The organism is Polaribacter litorisediminis (assembly GCF_019968605.1).
Taxonomy (GTDB): domain Bacteria; phylum Bacteroidota; class Bacteroidia; order Flavobacteriales; family Flavobacteriaceae; genus Polaribacter; species Polaribacter litorisediminis.
Genome location: NZ_CP082966.1, coordinates 1,072,140 through 1,089,353, shown reverse-complemented (window position 1 = coordinate 1,089,353; position 17,214 = coordinate 1,072,140). Strand labels below are relative to the sequence as shown.

The window sequence follows — 17,214 nt, the reverse complement described above, 5'->3', positions numbered from 1 at the left end:
ATTGAAAATAGATTAAGTAAGATTAAATCTCTAAATTTTTATCATAAGGAATACTTTTTAAAATATGAGTAATAACCTCGGCACGTGCTTCTGTTTTTCTGTTTGCACGAATAATTTTCCAAGGAGAATTTTTAGTATTCGTTTTTTCGAACATCGCATTTTTATATTCCGTGTATTGATCCCATAAATCTTGCGCCCTTTCATCTAACTTGGTCATTTTCCATTGTTTTAGAGGATCACTTTTAATATCTGCAAAACGTTTGGCTTGTTCCTTTTTAGAGATAGACATGTATATTTTAACCAAATGAATTCCAGATTCTAAAATCATTCTTTCAAAATCATTTACTTGGTTCATAAAAACCTTATATTCTTCTTGCGTACAAAAATTGTTAACAGGCTCTACAACAGCTCTATTATACCAACTTCTATCAAAAAAAACCATTTCTCCGGCTTTGGGTAATTGTTCTATATAACGTTGAAAATACCATTGAGAGTTTTCGTCTTCTGTGGGTTTTGGTAAAGCAACTATGCGCATATGTCGTGGATTAATGCGTTCTGTAACTCGCCGAATAGCGCCTCCTTTTCCTGCGGCATCTCTCCCTTGAAAAACAACAATAATTCGTTCATTATTTTTTATGGCCCAAGTTTGCATTCTTATCAATTCAATTTGTAATTTCTTTAATTTCTTTTGATAATCTACATACCGTAGTGCTTTTTCTATACTTAAAGGTTCTTTAGATAATAATGCTATTAAACCTTTTTTTGAATTTAATTTTTTTAAATCTAAATCTGTTAATTCTTGACTCATAAACTTAATCTATTTGATGAATATTTGAGCGATAATAACGCATTACAACATTTGGATCTGGATTTAAAACCGTGCCTGCTTCCAATTTTCCTTCGTAATCAAACTGCGATAAAACATGCCTTATGGCTTCTAATCTTGCTATTTCTTTTTCATTGGTTTTAATAATCATCCAAGGACTGTAGGTTGTATGTGTTTTTGAAAACATCTCAGACTTGTAATAGGTGTATTTATCCCATAAAATTTGTCCTTGTTTATCTACTGGACTAAATTTCCATCTTTTTAATGGGTTTTCTTTTCTCCCTTCAAAACGTTTTGCTTGCTCTTCTTTGGTAATCGATAACCAGAATTTAATAATAATTACACCATCTTCATACATCATATGCTCGAATTCTGGTACTTGTAACAAAAATTCTTTGTATTGTTTGTCAGAACAAAAGCCCATAACAGGTTCTACAACTGCCCGATTATACCAACTTCTATCAAAAAAAACGATTTCTCCAGGGTTTGGTAATTCTTTAATGTATCGCTGAAAATACCACTGTCCTTTTTCTACTTCGGTAGGTTTGTTTAAAGCAACTAACCTGCTAGAACGCGGATTTAAGTGCTCCATAAACCTACGAATATTACCGCCCTTTCCGGCAGCATCTCTCCCTTCAAAAACAATGGCAACTCTTTTGTTTTCAGCAGAAATATAGCGTTGTAATTTTACCAACTCTATTTGTAGCATTCGCAATTCATTATTATAAGAAAGCGTATTTTTTACATTAGCATACGAACCATGTTTCTCTTTTATAAGCGATAATAATTCGTCATTATTGGTTAAATGTTTAAAATCTTTTGCACTTAAAGTTCCCTTCGAATTCATATATTTTGTTTAATCCGCCTAAAATAAAACCTTTTTTTTATTATTCTGTTAAAAATTTATCATTTTAAATTGGTTCTTTTATATTTGCCTTCGATGAAAAACTATCTTTACTTTATTTTAATTTTTATTCCCTTTTGTTTAAACTCCCAACAAAAATTCTCTAAAGAAATTAGTCTTGTAACTGACAACGACTTATATGTTTCTGTGGATAGAGATCGTTATTATACAAACGGAACCTTTATGAACTATAGATACTTGGCTAAAAATAAAAACGAAAATCTAGAAAAGAAAATTATAGAATTGCAAATTGGTCAGGAAATGTATACGCCAAACAAAGCTATTGTGCAAGATATAACTTTACACGACAGACCTTTTGCGGGTTATTTATATGGTAGTTTTAATATAAAAAGGGTATACAAAAAAAATAGAATTTTAAATACAACCGTGCAAGTTGGTGTTGTTGGCCCCAGTGCTTTTGGCGAAGAGTTGCAAAGTTTTATTCATGATATATACAATTTTGACGAAGCTATAGGTTGGCAATATCAAATACAAAATGCTTTTGCTCTAAATTTCGATGCAGAACACATAAGCTTCTTAACTCAAAATAAGGCGCAAAATTTAGATGTATTTTGGGTAAATTCCGCAAGATTAGGAACGGTTTATACCAATTTTAGTTCTGGCTTACATATGAGGTTTGGATTCATAAAGCTTCAAAAAATGATAAACTCCATTGCTTTTAATACTCATTTAAATAATAATAGTACAAACTATAAAAGAGAAAAAGAATCGTTCTTTTTTATAAAGCCAACTTTAAGATATGCTTTATATGACGCTACAATTCAAGGAAGTTTTTTAAATACTAATAGCGAAGTAACCAAAGAAATCATTCCATTTGTTTTTCATGTAGCAATAGGATTTAAATTTACAGTAAACAGATTTAATTTTGGCTATATTTTTAATTACAATACCAGTAAATCTAAAAACTTAAAGTATACGTATGGTAACAAATACGGAACTATTGCCATAAACTACTTGTTAAAATAAAATATTTTTTACAATTTAACTACCTCTAGCCAGAAACAGCGAGGTATCAAACATAAAAAAAACCTTATGTTTAGTTTGATAAAAATCTAGATTCTCTAACTTTCCTCTTAATCACCTAAGCAAATTATTCTTGAATTTTTATTGATTAAATAGCAGCTTTTCTTTTTGAATAAAATATTCTTTTAAATTCTTCTTTACAACATGGTTCTCGCTATGTTTTTTTAAAAAAATAAATTCAACCTGATTCAGGTCATGTGCACAGCCTTACATACTTTGTAATTTTACAGTATTATTAACTTAAATTTTTAATATTATGAAAAAAGTAATTTTAAGTATTGCACTTGTTTTTAGTGCGGTATGTGTCTTTGCACAAAACAACAATAGTGCTGTAGACCAAACAGGAACAGCAAATGATGCTCAAGTTTTACAAGTTGGAGTAGAAAACGGTTCTAAAGTTATTCAATCTGGTAAGGTTGTTGGGAATCCTTTAACTGGTCAAGGAAATGAGGCCATTGTTGAACAAATTGGTCATAAAAACACCTCTTTAGTAAAACAAGCGGGTGATTTTAATTTGGGTACTGTAGATCAAACTGGGAACCATAATGATGCGCATATAGACCAAGGTGTAGGTAATGCTCAAGAAAACGAAGCCATTACTTATCAAGATGGTATGCATAACACGGCTTCTCAAAAGCAACGTTATGACTTTAACTTGGCGGATGTTGACCAACGAGGTAATAGAAACGAAGCATACCAAAGCCAGTCTTCTGGACCAAATCAATCAGCAGGAAATGAAGCTTATGCAAAGCAAACAGGTAAGCATAACTTAATTGACCAGATGCAAGTAGGTAACAGAAACGGTGCTTATGCGTACCAAGTTGGAAACCACAATGGATCAGATATGGATCAAACTGGTAATGATAACAGTGCTTATACTAGACAAGGTGACAACAGAAATGAAGCCACTCAAACTCAAATTGGTAATAAGAATAGCGCAACATCATTTCAAAATGTTTTAGGTACTGGAGGCGGTAATTACTCTCTTCAAACACAAACAGGTAACATCAACAGTGCTTTTGTAGATCAAAGTTTTAATTCTAGTAATTCAAGCGCAATGCAGAATCAAGTTGGTAATGATAATGATGCTTTTATTTTTCAAGAAGGAGATAGCAATACATCGTATCAAACTCAAATGGGAGGCGATAACAATGCAACTGGTTTTCAATTAGGAAACAACAATTTATCTAATCAAATGCAAACAGGATTCAATAATTTTTCTAGTGTTTCACAAAATGGAAATAATAATAATGCTTTTACTAGTCAAACAGGTTTAGGTCATATTGATGTAACCACTCAGATGGGTAACGGTAATATTTCTAATGTTACGCAAGGAAACTAATACAATCTTTTAGTTACAACCAAACTTTAATTTGGAGTAGATGTTATTGATACAACACATATTGTTTAATAACGTCTACTCTTTTTAAAAAATAAATAAAAACGTCATGAAAAAAACCACTGTATTTCTAATTTTTATGATTTCGTTTAACTTTTATTCTCAAAACGACATCCTTAAGTCACCTATTAAAAATAGTGAAATAAGAAGACTTATCATTGAAGAGCATAAAAATGATGATTTATTTTTAAATCAAAAAAGCGCCAATAATATATTTCTAACACAAATTGGCAATATGAATGAAGCTTATACCACTATTAATTCTTCAGAATCAACGTTAAATATTTTGCAAGAGGGAAACAAAAATAATATTGATATAAACTTAAAGGCAAATAAAATTTCTGGAAACATCTTACAAAAAGGTAATTATAATAAAATTACAGATTACAACTATGTGAGATCAGAATTTATAGATTCTAAATATTCGCAAATGGGGAATAACCTTACGATAGAAAAATTTGGTTCTAATTCTTTAACCGATGCAATAACCATTAATCTTAAAGGAAACAACCGTACTGTTTTGATAAGAAGTTATAAATAAAAATTAATGTTTCATCTTAAAATAATATTGTTATCCATTTTTGCTCTATTTTTTAGTGCTGTTGCATTTTCTCAAAGAAAAACAAACACTAAGATTGAAGCCATTATAGACACCATTCCTACAAATGAAACTTATATCATAAAAAGTTTAGCAAATAACAAGTTAAACGAAAGTAAATTATTGAAATACAAGTTCACAATTATAAGAAAAAACATAAAGACTAAAAACATACTCCATAATAATCAATCTGGTAATTTTACTTTAGAACCAGGTGAAATTAAAATGCTGTCTCAAACTGCTATAAAAATAAACAAAGATGACTCTATAATTATATTACTACTTATCTATGATAAAGACGAATTGTTAGGTAAAAGCAGAGTCGTTATTGGAGTCGATACCTCTAAAATAGCAAAAGGAAAAAAGAAGGAAAATTCTAATAATGAGTCTAAGCATGATGTAGAATTTAAGGGGATTGTTACAGACTTGACAAAAACAAAATTTGGTCATGAATTTTATGAAGCTTTTTCTAATACTTATAGGCAAAGTAATCTTATGGGCAACGGGGTAATCTCTATTGAAGAGAAGTTTATAGGCATTGGCTTAAGAACTCTTATTGATGTAAAAATAGAAAATGTAACCATCTATCGATTTTTTGTGCAACCAGATTTAGAGTACCTCACAAATATGTCTGACCATGTTTTAATTCTTGTTCAAAATCATTTTGAAAGAAAGAAAAAAAATAAAAATAATATGCAACAATATTAATTAAGCTATAACACAAACACCATGAAAAAACTATGTATTTTATGTATAGGTTTCTTAAGTTTTTGCTCTTTTGGGCAATCATTAGTTTACAAACCTAAAAACCCAGCCTTTGGTGGCGATACTTTTAACTATAGTTGGCTATTAAGTTCTGCAGAATCTCAAAATAAGTTTAAAGAGACTAATATAGACTTAGGAAATGAAAGATCTGATTTAGAAAGGTTTACAGAAAACTTAAACAGTCAATTATTTAATCAATTATCTAGAACTTTATTTAACAATCAATTTGGCGAAAGTGGTTTAAGAGAAGGAACATTTTCTTTTGGAACGCTGTCTATAGAGATTTTTAATTCAGAGAACGGTTTGGTTATTGAAATTTTAGATACCACCACTGGAGATCAAACTCAAATATTAATTCCGAACTAAAGGCGGCAAACTATGAATAAAAAATATTTCTGGTTACTAATTCTAATTTTTATCCTACAAAGCTGCGGAGCGTACTTTAATCAACCTTACAAAACTGAAAAAGCAAGACTTGGAGAAGCTACAAACACTATCAAAAAATTAAAATCTCTACCATTGCCAGAAAAACCCATAGTAGTAGGTGTCTATAAATTTAGAGATCAAACTGGGCAATATAAGCCAAGCGATAATGGTAGTACATTTAGCACAGCCGTAACACAAGGCGCAACTACCATTTTAATTAAAGCACTAGAAGATTCTAGATGGTTTACACCTATAGAAAGAGAAAATTTCTCAAACCTAACGAATGAGCGTAACATTATTAGATCTACTCGCAAACAATATAGCACAGCATCTGGCACCAATCAACCTAGCTTGCCTCCTTTATTGTATGCTGGTATTTTACTAGAAGGCGGTGTGGTTTCTTACGACTCTAATATTATCACTGGTGGTGCCGGTGCTCGTTATTTTGGTGCTGGTGGGTCAACGCAATACAGGCAAGATAGAATAACCGTGTACTTAAGAGCGGTGTCTACCTCTAATGGTAAAATTCTAAAAACCATTTATGTTTCTAAAACCTTATTGTCTCAAGCCGTAGATGCAAGTCTTTTTAGGTACGTAAGTTTTAAAAGATTACTCGAAGTAGAAACAGGGTTTACTAAAAACGAACCCAGCCAAATAGCCGTAACAGAGGCTATAGAAAAGGCTGTAGAAAGCTTAATTATAGAGGGAATTAATGATGGGTTATGGGCTTCTAAAGCAGCTAAAAAAGACGTCGCTATATTAGTTAACAACTATGCCCAAGAAAAAGATGAAGCACTCTCTACAGAAATCTATGGCAGATTATTAACCAATAGAAGAACTAAACACGCCTTTACGACCGCTCTTGGTGCTTCTTATATTGATGGAGATTTACCGAACGCAGAAGTTAGTTTAAATAGTAAATTAGGCTATAAATTCTATCTAAGCAATCACCTTAACTTAAACCTTAGTTATAATGTATTTAACTTATCAAACAACAACTTATTTAAAGAAAATTTTGTCTCTTCAGATTTAAATCTTGAGTATAGTTTTCTACCTCTTGATAAATTATCGCCCTATGTATTTGGTGGTATTGGAATAACTACCGTAAATTTTTCAGAACAAGACTATGTTAAATTACAATTCGGACTCGGTATCGAGTATTTAATTTATAAAAAGGTTGGTATTCATTTATATATAGAGCACAACGCTACTTTTACAGACAACTTAGATCTTGTGGAAGCAGGTTCACATTCAGATTTATTTTACCGAGCAGGAATCGGTTTAAATATTTATTTAGGTAAAAGTAAAAATAAATTATAAGCGGTATCTAATTAATTAAAAAGTTTAAAAATTTAGCTATTATGAAATCAAAATTAACAAATATCTTAATTGCTTTAACGTTATTGCTATGCACCAGTTGTGGTGATGATAAAATTGAAATATTTAATACAGGAAACATTACAGGCAAAGTAGTTACCAAAGGCGATAACGTGCCTATTGAAAATGTAAAAATAAGTACAAGTCCAGAAACTAGTACTGTCTTTACCGATGAAAATGGTGAATTTCTAATTTCTGATATCATTTCAGCAAGCTACTCTGTAAAAGCCGAAAAAGATCTTTTTTTAACTAAGTTTGAAGGAATTTCATTAATAAATTCAGAAGTTATTAACGTAATTTTTGAGTTAGATGCAGATACAAGTAATAATAAACCCCCGAATGATGTGCAGTTAATTGAGCCTGCAAATAATTCTTTAAATACTGAATTAGAAGTAGAATTATCATGGAGTGCTGCAGATGTAGATGAAGATATTATAACCTATAGCATCGAAGTATTTAACAACCAAAATTCAGATGTTTTAATGATCGAAAATGTTTTAGATACCTTATATACAATTCCTAACCTAAAATTTAATACCAAATATTTTTGGCAAATAAAGGCAACAGATCAAATTAACGAGCCGGTTTTAAGCGAAGTATTTAATTTTACAACCAAACCTTTTCCTAATAATCGATTTTTATATACGAGGGTTATAAATGGTAATAATGTTATTTTTTCTGCGGATGAAAACGGGAATGAAATACAATTAACCAGCACAGATGTTAATAGCTGGAGACCTCGAAAAGGCAAGTCTATTAATAAAATAGCATTTTATAGAACCGTTGGCAATCAAACCCATGTTTTTATAATGGATACAGACGGATCTAATGAACAACAAGTAACAAATAATATTACCGTTAATGGGTTTAATTTAGAAGAGCTAGATTTTGCTTGGAAAGACAATGACTCAAAAATACTATTTCCTAACTTTGATAAATTATATGAAATAGGATCTAATGGTTCTTCATTGGCTCAATTGTATCAAACAACGAATGGTAATTTTATTTCAGAAATAGACTGGAATCAAAGTACGCAGCAAATTGCGCTAAAAACAAATGACGCCAATGGATATAATGTAGAAATTTTTACGATTAATACATCTGGTGCTATTCAACATTTGGTAACCCAAGGCAAGTCTGGTGCTTTTGGCGGGCTCAATTTCTCATTCTCCGGAGATTCTCTTCTCTATACTCACGATGTATCGAGTAATGAAAACGCTACCTACAGACAATTAGATACCAACATATTCATTTATAACTTTACAAGTAGTACCGCTACAAATGTATCCACAGATAAAAAAGCTGGAACGAACGACTTAGATCCTCGTTTTTCGCCAAATGAAGCCCAAATTATATTTGTAAACACATCCAATGATAATGTTTCTCAAAAAGATTTACAAATTCTAGACATAGGTCTAAATAATGGGAGAAAAATCTATACAACCCATGCAAAAATGATAGACTGGAATTAAATTTACTCTATAAAAAAATCATCTTTAAAACCAATTAAATATAACTTTTCTTGTGCTCTGGTAATGGCAGTATATAACCATCTAAAATATGCTTTAGAAACACCATCTGGTAAATAAGGTTGTTCTATAAAAACGGTTTTCCATTGCCCCCCTTGAGATTTGTGGCACGTCATGGCATAAGAAAATTTTACTTGTAAAGAATTAAAATACTTGTTCTTTTTAATGGCCATAAATTGTTTGTATTTCGATTTCTCATCGGCATAATCTTCTTTTACAGCCTGGTATAATTTATTAGATTCTTGGTAGGTTAAAGACGGACTTTCGCTGGTTAAAGTATCTAATAACAAAACAGTTTCAAACGGTTGCATCTCTGGATAATCGATCATTTTTAGCGTAACCTCAGCAAATTTAAATCCGTATAATTCTTTAATCGAAAATATATTTAAAACCTGACATATATCGCCATTAGCAATAAAACCTGCATCCGAAGATTCTTTTAACCAAAAATAATTATTTTTAACAATCATCACATAATCTCCCGCAGAAATTTCATTTTCTTGTCCGCGAATTTTAATTCGTATTTGTTCATTGTATTGATTGGCTCTTTTATTAGATCTAACAATAAAAGCAGTATCTTCTACACCATCTTTTTCATAAGCAGTTACCAAAGCGTCTTCAATATCATAACCATCCACCAATCTAATAATATCAGGAAAATCAATATTAAACTGAAAATTTTCTCCTTCGTTCTGCAGCAATAACCTTAATTCTGTTGCATTTGCTAAAATTCCAGAATTTTCATGTTGCCGCATCACTTCATCCAATTCAATTTCTGTTACATTTTTATGATAGTCATATCGTAACGTATCTTCCTCTAAAGCAGGACTAATCTCTAATTTAACTGGCGGAAGTTGCGCCGTATCACCAATAAAAATTAATTTACATTGATGCCCGGAGTACACATAAGAAATTAAATCATCTAACAAAGAACCCGATTCAAACAATTTTTGATTTTGGCTACTATCTGATATCATAGAAGCTTCATCAACAATAAATATTGTATTTCTATGCTTATTTGTTTGTAAAACAAAATCTACAGAACCATTAGATTGTTTTTTAGGAAAATATATTTTTTTATGGATTGTAAACGAAGGTCTTTTAGAATAAATTGCAATTACTTTGGCTGCTCTTCCTGTTGGTGCTAGTAAAACTGCTTTTTTTCCTGCTAACGAAAGTGTATTTACAAACGAACTAATTATCGTAGTTTTACCTGTACCTGCATATCCTTTTAACAAAAATAAAGCGTCTTTATCCTCATTAAAAATATAAATACTTAATAAATTTAATAATTGACTTTGTTTTTTTGTTGGTAAATGAGGAAACTTTTTTAAGAGTTCTCTATAAAAATCAGTAGGTATTTTTATCATAAAGGATATAAAACGTCAAAGATACATTTCTTTGTAAAGAAAAATTTTTATCATTAAAAAAAAATTGTAGATTTGTCGGAACACTATTAAAAAACAAAATTAAAAATGGAGTTAATATTAATGATTTTAGGAGCTGCGATAGGTGCCGTTCTAGTAGCTTTTGTTATAGTTAAATTTTTACCGTTAAAACTACGATGGATTCCGTCAATTTTATTATTGGTTTTGGCCGTATATTTAAGTATTAAAATTTATGATGGTATTATGGAGCCAATTCAATTTGCGAAAGAAAAAGTAGAAAAATATGCTCCTGTTATAAAAAGTTTAAAAATTATTAGAGATGCAGAGGTAAAATACTACGAGGTAAATGGTGTTTATACAGCTAACAAAGATAGTTTGATTAACTTTGTAAGTAATGATTCTATTGCATTAACAGAAACTAGAACTATTGTAGAACAAATTAATAAAGGTGGTGGTATTATTGTTGATGAAGAAAAAAGAGTTACAGACACTACTGGTTATGAACCTGTTATCAAATACTTTAAAAACAGACCCTATAAAACAATGTTTAAAGTTCCTGGAGTTGAAGGTAAAGAATTTGAAATAGAAGTAGGTTCTTTAGAGAAAATACCTGGCTTAGTCGTATCAACTTTTAGAGTAAGAACTGAAAAAGCAGGCATCTTAAAAGGGATGAATCCATCTTTGATAAAGCAAGAATTAGAAGTGAAAGAATCTAACCAAATTAAGGGTGATTATGTTTCTGTAGGTTCTTTAGAAGAAATTAGTACGGGTGGAAACTGGCCACCACAATATGATAGAAAAAGCGGTGCAGAAGAAGAGTAGCAAAAATTTATTAAAGAAAACAAAAGATATAGCCTTATCCATCCAATTTAGTTTGGATGGATTTTCTTTTTGTGTTTCAGACATTTTAACTAAAAAAGATATTTTTTTTACAGAATATATATTCGATACTACACAGAATTCTCCTGAAGAATTATGCCAACAAATTGAAACTATTTTTAAGGCTGATCTTAATTTACAACTTGAATTCAATCATGTCAATGTAATTCATCAAAATAAATTATCGACACTTGTTCCTTCAAAATATTTTGATGAAGATGTTTTAACAGAGTATCTTAATTTTAATATTAAAACTTTAAAGACAGATTTTGTAGCTTTTGATGAACTTACGGGTATAGACGCAAAAAATGTATATGTACCTTATGTAAACATCAACAACTATTTATTTCAAAATTTTGGAGAATTCGATTACAAACATCACCATACTATTTTAATAGAAAAGCTCTTAAAAACAGCCAATTCTAACGAAAGTAATATGTATGTAAACGTAGCTAAAAATAGTATTGATATCATTGTTTTAAAAAACAGTACTATAATTTTCTGTAACTCTTTTTCTTATGATTCAAAAGAAGATTTTATGTACTATATCCTTTTTACTGCAGAACAATTACAACTCAACACAGAAGAATTTAACCTTTATTTTATGGGGAAAATTCATTTGGATGATGAACTATATACAATTACTTACAACTACATAAAAAATGTTTTATTCTTAGAAAGCAAAAATGCGATATTTAAAGAATTAGACATTTCTAAACACTCAAACTACATACTATTAGGCGCATGAGAATAATATCAGGAAAATTAAAAGGAAGACGTTTAAGAGCCCCTAAAAACCTACCTGTTCGCCCTACAACAGACATGGCGAAAGAAGGATTATTTAACATTCTAAATAACCTTTATTATTTTGACAGCATTTCTGTAATCGATTTATTTTCGGGCACAGGAAACATTAGTTACGAATTTGCTTCTAGAGGCTGTAAAAGTATTTATGCCATTGATGCGAACTATAATTGTATTAAATACATTACCAATACTGCAAAAGAATTAGAATTAAACATTAACACCTACAAAACAGATGTTTACAAGTTTCTAGAAACTACTTCTTTGCAGGCTGATATTATTTTTGCGGATCCACCTTATGATTTTGAGGTTGAAAAATTTTTAGAAATTGTAGATACTGTTTTTGATAAAAATCTTTTAAAAGAAGAAGGGGTCCTCATTGTAGAACACGCTAAATATACAGATTTATCTGGGCATAAAAATCATCGTTATGACAAACGTTATGGTGGAAATGTATTTAGTTTTTTTGAAGAAATCTCTCAAGAAGATGCCTAAAGCAACGAGTTTATAATATCAGAAATTGAAATACCTTCTGCTTCTGCTTTATAATTCTTTACAATTCTATGCGATAAAATAGGAAGGGCAACCGCTTTTACATCTTCTATATCAGGAGAATATTTTCCATTTACAGCTGCATGCGCTTTTGCCGCTAAAATTAAGTTTTGTGAAGCTCTAGGCCCTGCTCCCCAATCTAAATAACTTTTTACCATAGGTGTTGCAGCATCAGATTTTGGCCTTGTTTTACCCACCAAACCAACTGCATATTCGATTACGTTATCTGTAACAGGAATTTTACGAATTAATTTTTGAATTGTAATAATATCATCACCAGAAAAGATAGCATTTATCTTTTGTTGCAAAGAACTTGTAGTGCTTTTTACAACTTCTACTTCTTCTTTAAAAGTAGGATATTGTAAATTAATAGAAAACATAAATCGATCTAACTGCGCTTCGGGCAAAGGGTAGGTTCCTTCTTGCTCAATAGGATTTTGTGTTGCCAATACAAAAAATGGCAATGCTAACTTATAATGATTTCCAGAAACCGTTACAGAACGCTCTTGCATTGCTTCTAATAAAGCTGCTTGTGTTTTTGGTGGAGTTCTATTAATTTCATCTGCTAAAATAATATTTGAAAAAATAGGACCTTTTATAAATTTAAAATGTCTGTTTTCGTCTAAAATTTCACTTCCTAAAATATCCGAAGGCATTAAATCTGGCGTAAATTGAATACGATTAAATTTTAAACCTAAAACACTAGAAACTGTATTTACCAATAATGTTTTTGCCAAACCTGGCACCCCTATTAATAAAGAATGACCACCACAAAAAATCGATAAAAGTGTAAAATTTACAGCTTCTTCTTGACCAATTATTATTTTACCAATTTCAGTTTTTAATGAATTGTATTTTATTACTAACTCATCTACTGCTTTTACATCTGACATTATTTACCAGTTTCTTTTTTCCAATTTTTTTCAAAAGTACACTTGCTGAACGCATCAGACATTTTAATATAGGTATCCTTAATTTTTTCTTTAGACCATTTGGTTATCGTTTCTTCTTTCTTTTTTGCCAAAGCCAATCCTTGAATCTTTACATAATCATCTATTAAATCTGCAGTATGTGTATCGGTTCTATCTCTCATGATCATAAACTTATACATTTTCTCTCCACTCCTATTTTGATCGTAAAATACTTCCGTAAGTTCGCCTTTTTTTAACTCTGCAACTCTAGCATACAAAGCAGGATCCATGCCAATTAAATCGAATGTAGACTCACCTGTATAAGGGTTCAAAATTAAACCGCCATTATTTTTGGTTTCTTTATCATCAGAATATTTTTCTACCGCCTCTTCGAAAGTAATGATCCCTGAATTGATATCTTTTACTATCTTTTCTGCTTTTTCTCTTGTTTCGATTAATTTAGCTCCAGGTATTTCTGGTTGCATTAAAATATGGGAAGCAATTCGCATATTTCCTTTTACTTCATGAAGTTGCATTAAATGATACCCAAAATCTGATTTAAAAGGTTTTGATATTTGCCCTACATCCAAACTAAAAGCAGTTTCCTTGAATTCCTTTATAAACTGAGATTCTTTGGTAACTTCATATCTACCTCCATTTTGAGTTACGCCAGGATCATTAGAATTGATAATAGCTTTCATTTTAAAGCTGGCACCGTCTTCTACTTCTTTCTTAATTTCATTCAGTTTATTAATAATTCTTTCTGTTTCCTCTTTTGTTGGTTTTGCGTTGATAACGATTTGAGCCAATTCTATCTCCGCAGAAAATTCTGGTAATTCTTCTTTCTCTTTTAAACTATTAAAATACAGCCGAACTTCTTCTGGAGTAACGTCTACTTTTTCTGTAATTTTTTGTTGCTCTTTTTCAATTAAAGCATTTTCTGTTTGTACTGTGAAGAGTTCCTTTTTTAGATCATCTAAATCATTAAAACCATACGCTTTAATCACCTTATCTACAGAACCATATTGTTGCGTAAAATACTGCACACTTTGCTCTACTCTAGATTCTATTTCTGCGTCTACAACAAGCACACTGTCAATAATAGCATGGTGCGCTAATAATTTTTGTTGCATTAATTCCTCTAACATTTCGCAATCAGAAATCTTAATTTTACCTTCAGACCTTACCTCAACTTCTTGCTTAAACTTTTCAATATCAGAATCTAAAACAATATTTTTACCAATAACCACGGCAACACCATCTATTTTAATTTTTTGACTAAAACTAGCCATACTTATCAAGCCTAAAAAAGCTGTTAACAGTGTAATTTTAATATTCTTTAAAATTGTTATTTTTTGTTGCATCCTTTACTAATATTTTTTCAATTTCTCTTATGAATTCAATTTTACGTTTGTGCAAAATCATTTGTTTAATAGTAGGTTTTATATAGCTTAATGGGGCTATATCATTCCGAACTAAAACGTCTTTAATAGCCACCAAATATAAACCTAATGAATCTTGTTTTTGAATGAATTTTGTTTTTTTTAACAAATTTTCTTTCGAAAAGGGTAGTTTTAACAAAACCTTATCTACCTGTGTCCAAATTGAATCGTTAAACTGGTAATATTTAAAACTTAGTTGTTGTTTTTCTAAAGCTTCTATATCTTCAATGTCATCCGATTTAAATAAACTTATAAATTCTTTTTTATTGATAATATTATTATCAAAATGCAAGTATTTTATTTTTAACAACTCTGTATTCAACTTAAAATTTTCTCTATTTTCAGTATAGAAAGTTTCAATTTCATCTTCGTTTATAACGGTATCTAACTGTTGTTTTATAAGTCTTTCTTTATAACTATTAATTAATAAACTCTCTTTATAATCTTTTACCAGTGTATTAATTTCATCTACATCTTCTAAAGAACTATTTGCTTCAGCTTTTTTTAATAATAACTGTTTAATTGCCCAATCATTTATATATCCTTTTACCAAAACAATGCTATCTTCTTTGCTAATATTATTGGGTAAAACGTCTTTTAAATCGGTTCTAAAAAGTTTTTCTGTATTTACAATCGCTATAATTTCTGATGCCACGCTCTCTTTCTCTTCCAACTGAAAATAGTTACAAGAAGTAAGTGTTGCAAATAATAAAAAAAACATTGTAAATTTTCTCATTACTGCTTTCTATAGAATTTAATTAATTTTTTAAGTTGTTTTTTATTTACTTCTATCGCGCTCTTATTTCTTAAATCTGCAACCCATTTTTCATCTAAATAGGTTTGATAATCATTCATTACCTCGCCTTTAATTTTTTCAAAGTCCATCTTATACTTAGTCTTATTTGCAGTATAATAATTTTTAAGACCTAACGTATCTTTAGAAGATTTGTTCCAAATTTTTTCTTGCATTAACTCAAACAACAACAAACCATCTTTGTATTCCTTTAAAACATAAGCAAATTCAGGTTCCGTTTTTTCTAAATTATCTTTGTAGTATGCTAAAATTTCTTTGTCTTTAAACTCTTCAAACAATTGAAATATTGGCATATTTTTTCTATTCTGAATGAACTCAATAAATGCTTCTTGTTTAAATTCTTTTTCGTTAACTGATAAAATTACCTGTTGTAAAGAATCTTTCGAAATGGATCTTATATTCTTGTTATCAAAAATTTCTTTGGCTTTTTCATTTTCCGAAATCGTATATTTTTTCTTTAATTTATCGACCACTGCTTTTGCCGATAGCTGGGCTCTGGAGCTAGATTTTATTTTACTTTTTAAATCGTCTTTCATTTCATCGAAAGATCCCACCGGATATTTCTTAATTAACTGAACAATATGCCATCCAAAACGCGTCTTAAAAGGCTTTGAATACTCGCCTTCTTTTTGCAAACTATAAGCAACATCTTCAAAAGGTTTTACCATCATTCCTGTTCCGAATTTCCTTAATTTGCCTCCTTTAGATTTGGAGCCTGAATCGTTAGAATACTTTCTGGCTAAGGCTTTAAATTGCTCATCATTCTCTAATTTATCATAAATTGAGTTTATCAATTCTTCGTTTTTTTCACTCGGATCATTTAATAAAATGTGGGCAACTTCCAACTCTCCTTTAGAAACCCTTGTGCTATCTACCTTTAAAATATGGTAACCAAATCGTGTTTTAAAAGGCATGGAAACCTCACCTACTTTTGTAGTATAAGCAGCTTCTTCAAACGGGTACACCATTTTAAAAGCAGAAAAATATCCTAAATTACCTTTATTGCCTTTTCTTCCACTCCTAACATCATCTCTTGCTGAATCGTCCTCAGAAGTTTCTTCGGCTACTTTTTCAAAATCATCTCCGTTTATAATTCTATCTCTTATTTTTGTAATTTTTTGATAAGACAAAAGCGTGTCTTTGGGCGTAGGAATTTTTGGTGTTCTTATTAAAATATGTTTTGCTTTCACTTCATATTTAGTGCGAAAATAAGCATCTTTCACCAATTTGTTAATGTAGGCAGTATCTTGCATGTAAGGTGCAGAAAGTTGATTTTTATAGCCTTCCATTTCTTTTACATAAGAAGATAATGTATCTAACTTAATGGCATATGCTTCCTTAACTTTTAGGGTATAGTCGATAAATAACTTTAAATTTTTCTTAACATCTTTTGCTTCTTCATTATCTATGGCGTCTAGATTTTTTTCATAAACTCTTTTAAAATCTGAAACCATTGTTTTCTCACCATCTATGGTTACTAAAACTCTATCTTTCTGTTGAGCAAAAACAATACTCGAAAAACCTAAAATTACTGCTAAAACAATTTTTTTCATAAA

General features: G+C 30.2%; 17 protein-coding genes. 10 read left to right on the top strand and 7 right to left on the bottom strand.

Annotation, left to right across the window (positions count from 1 at the left end; translation table 11 throughout):
* Positions 1-22 precede the first annotated feature (22 nt).
* Both ppk2 (K8354_RS04840) and ppk2 (K8354_RS04835) read right to left on the bottom strand, forming a co-directional pair.
* The gene (ppk2, locus tag K8354_RS04840; RefSeq protein ID WP_223445846.1) at positions 23-808 is read right to left on the bottom strand and encodes a polyphosphate kinase 2; all 786 of its coding nucleotides are present in this window, start codon (positions 806-808) and stop codon (positions 23-25) included.
* Positions 809-812: 4 nt separating this feature from the next.
* The gene (ppk2, locus tag K8354_RS04835) at positions 813-1,673 is read right to left on the bottom strand and encodes a polyphosphate kinase 2 (RefSeq protein WP_223445844.1); all 861 of its coding nucleotides are present in this window, start codon (positions 1,671-1,673) and stop codon (positions 813-815) included.
* A gap of 93 nt (positions 1,674-1,766) precedes the next feature.
* Here ppk2 (K8354_RS04835) and K8354_RS04830 point away from each other — a divergent pair, with 93 nt between their 5' ends.
* The 7 genes from K8354_RS04830 (at position 1,767) to K8354_RS04800 (ending at position 8,811) form a co-directional block, all read left to right on the top strand.
* Entirely contained in the window at positions 1,767-2,717 is a 951-nt protein-coding gene (locus tag K8354_RS04830; protein WP_223445842.1) for a lipid A deacylase LpxR family protein, read from the top strand.
* A 313-nt stretch (positions 2,718-3,030) separates the two neighbouring features.
* Positions 3,031-4,116 carry a hypothetical protein gene (locus K8354_RS04825; RefSeq protein ID WP_223445840.1) on the top strand — a complete coding sequence of 362 codons (1,086 nt, stop codon included), beginning with the start codon at positions 3,031-3,033 and terminating at the stop codon, positions 4,114-4,116.
* A gap of 106 nt (positions 4,117-4,222) precedes the next feature.
* Positions 4,223-4,714 carry a hypothetical protein gene (locus K8354_RS04820; protein WP_223445838.1) on the top strand — a complete coding sequence of 164 codons (492 nt, stop codon included), beginning with the start codon at positions 4,223-4,225 and terminating at the stop codon, positions 4,712-4,714.
* Positions 4,715-4,720: 6 nt separating this feature from the next.
* Complete coding sequence (locus K8354_RS04815) at positions 4,721-5,479, top strand: CsgE family curli-type amyloid fiber assembly protein (protein WP_223445836.1); 759 nt, start codon at positions 4,721-4,723, stop codon at positions 5,477-5,479.
* A 21-nt stretch (positions 5,480-5,500) separates the two neighbouring features.
* Positions 5,501-5,902: a curli production assembly/transport component CsgF gene (locus tag K8354_RS04810; protein ID WP_223445834.1), complete on the top strand. Its 402-nt coding sequence runs from the start codon at positions 5,501-5,503 to the stop codon at positions 5,900-5,902.
* A gap of 12 nt (positions 5,903-5,914) precedes the next feature.
* Positions 5,915-7,282, top strand: coding sequence for a CsgG/HfaB family protein (locus K8354_RS04805; protein ID WP_223445832.1), 1,368 nt, complete (start codon positions 5,915-5,917; stop codon positions 7,280-7,282).
* Positions 7,283-7,323: 41 nt separating this feature from the next.
* Positions 7,324-8,811: a carboxypeptidase regulatory-like domain-containing protein gene (locus K8354_RS04800; protein ID WP_223445829.1), complete on the top strand. Its 1,488-nt coding sequence runs from the start codon at positions 7,324-7,326 to the stop codon at positions 8,809-8,811.
* A 2-nt stretch (positions 8,812-8,813) separates the two neighbouring features.
* Here the strand turns inward: K8354_RS04800 and K8354_RS04795 are convergent, their stop codons facing one another.
* A complete protein-coding gene (locus K8354_RS04795; RefSeq protein ID WP_223445828.1) occupies positions 8,814-10,238 on the bottom strand; it encodes an ATP-dependent DNA helicase in 1,425 nt (474 codons plus the stop codon).
* Between the two features lie 105 nt (positions 10,239-10,343).
* Between K8354_RS04795 and K8354_RS04790 the strand changes: the two genes are divergently transcribed.
* From K8354_RS04790 to K8354_RS04780, 3 genes are read left to right on the top strand one after another with little or no spacing between them, the layout of a single operon-like run.
* Entirely contained in the window at positions 10,344-11,078 is a 735-nt protein-coding gene (locus K8354_RS04790; protein ID WP_223445826.1) for a DUF1275 domain-containing protein, read from the top strand.
* Positions 11,047-11,883: a DUF3822 family protein gene (locus K8354_RS04785; RefSeq protein ID WP_223445824.1), complete on the top strand. Its 837-nt coding sequence runs from the start codon at positions 11,047-11,049 to the stop codon at positions 11,881-11,883. The genes K8354_RS04790 and K8354_RS04785 overlap by 32 nt, the downstream gene beginning before the upstream one ends.
* On the top strand, positions 11,880-12,434 hold the full coding sequence (locus K8354_RS04780) for an RsmD family RNA methyltransferase (RefSeq protein WP_223445822.1): 555 nt from the start codon (positions 11,880-11,882) through the stop codon (positions 12,432-12,434). Before K8354_RS04785 ends, K8354_RS04780 begins: the two co-directional genes overlap by 4 nt.
* Here K8354_RS04780 and K8354_RS04775 read toward each other — a convergent pair.
* Genes K8354_RS04775 through K8354_RS04760 form a run of 4 tightly spaced genes read right to left on the bottom strand, consistent with a single transcriptional unit; the run spans position 12,431 to position 17,211 of the window.
* On the bottom strand, positions 12,431-13,384 hold the full coding sequence (locus K8354_RS04775) for an AAA family ATPase (protein ID WP_223445820.1): 954 nt from the start codon (positions 13,382-13,384) through the stop codon (positions 12,431-12,433). The two genes, K8354_RS04780 and K8354_RS04775, sit on opposite strands and share 4 nt — an antisense overlap.
* Entirely contained in the window at positions 13,384-14,766 is a 1,383-nt protein-coding gene (locus K8354_RS04770; RefSeq protein ID WP_223445818.1) for a peptidylprolyl isomerase, read from the bottom strand. Before K8354_RS04770 ends, K8354_RS04775 begins: the two co-directional genes overlap by 1 nt.
* Positions 14,732-15,580, bottom strand: coding sequence for a hypothetical protein (locus tag K8354_RS04765; RefSeq protein ID WP_223445816.1), 849 nt, complete (start codon positions 15,578-15,580; stop codon positions 14,732-14,734). Before K8354_RS04765 ends, K8354_RS04770 begins: the two co-directional genes overlap by 35 nt.
* Positions 15,580-17,211 (bottom strand): peptidylprolyl isomerase, encoded by a 1,632-nt coding sequence (locus K8354_RS04760; protein WP_223445814.1) that lies wholly within the window; start codon positions 17,209-17,211, stop codon positions 15,580-15,582. The genes K8354_RS04765 and K8354_RS04760 overlap by 1 nt, the downstream gene beginning before the upstream one ends.
* Positions 17,212-17,214: the final 3 nt, after the last annotated feature.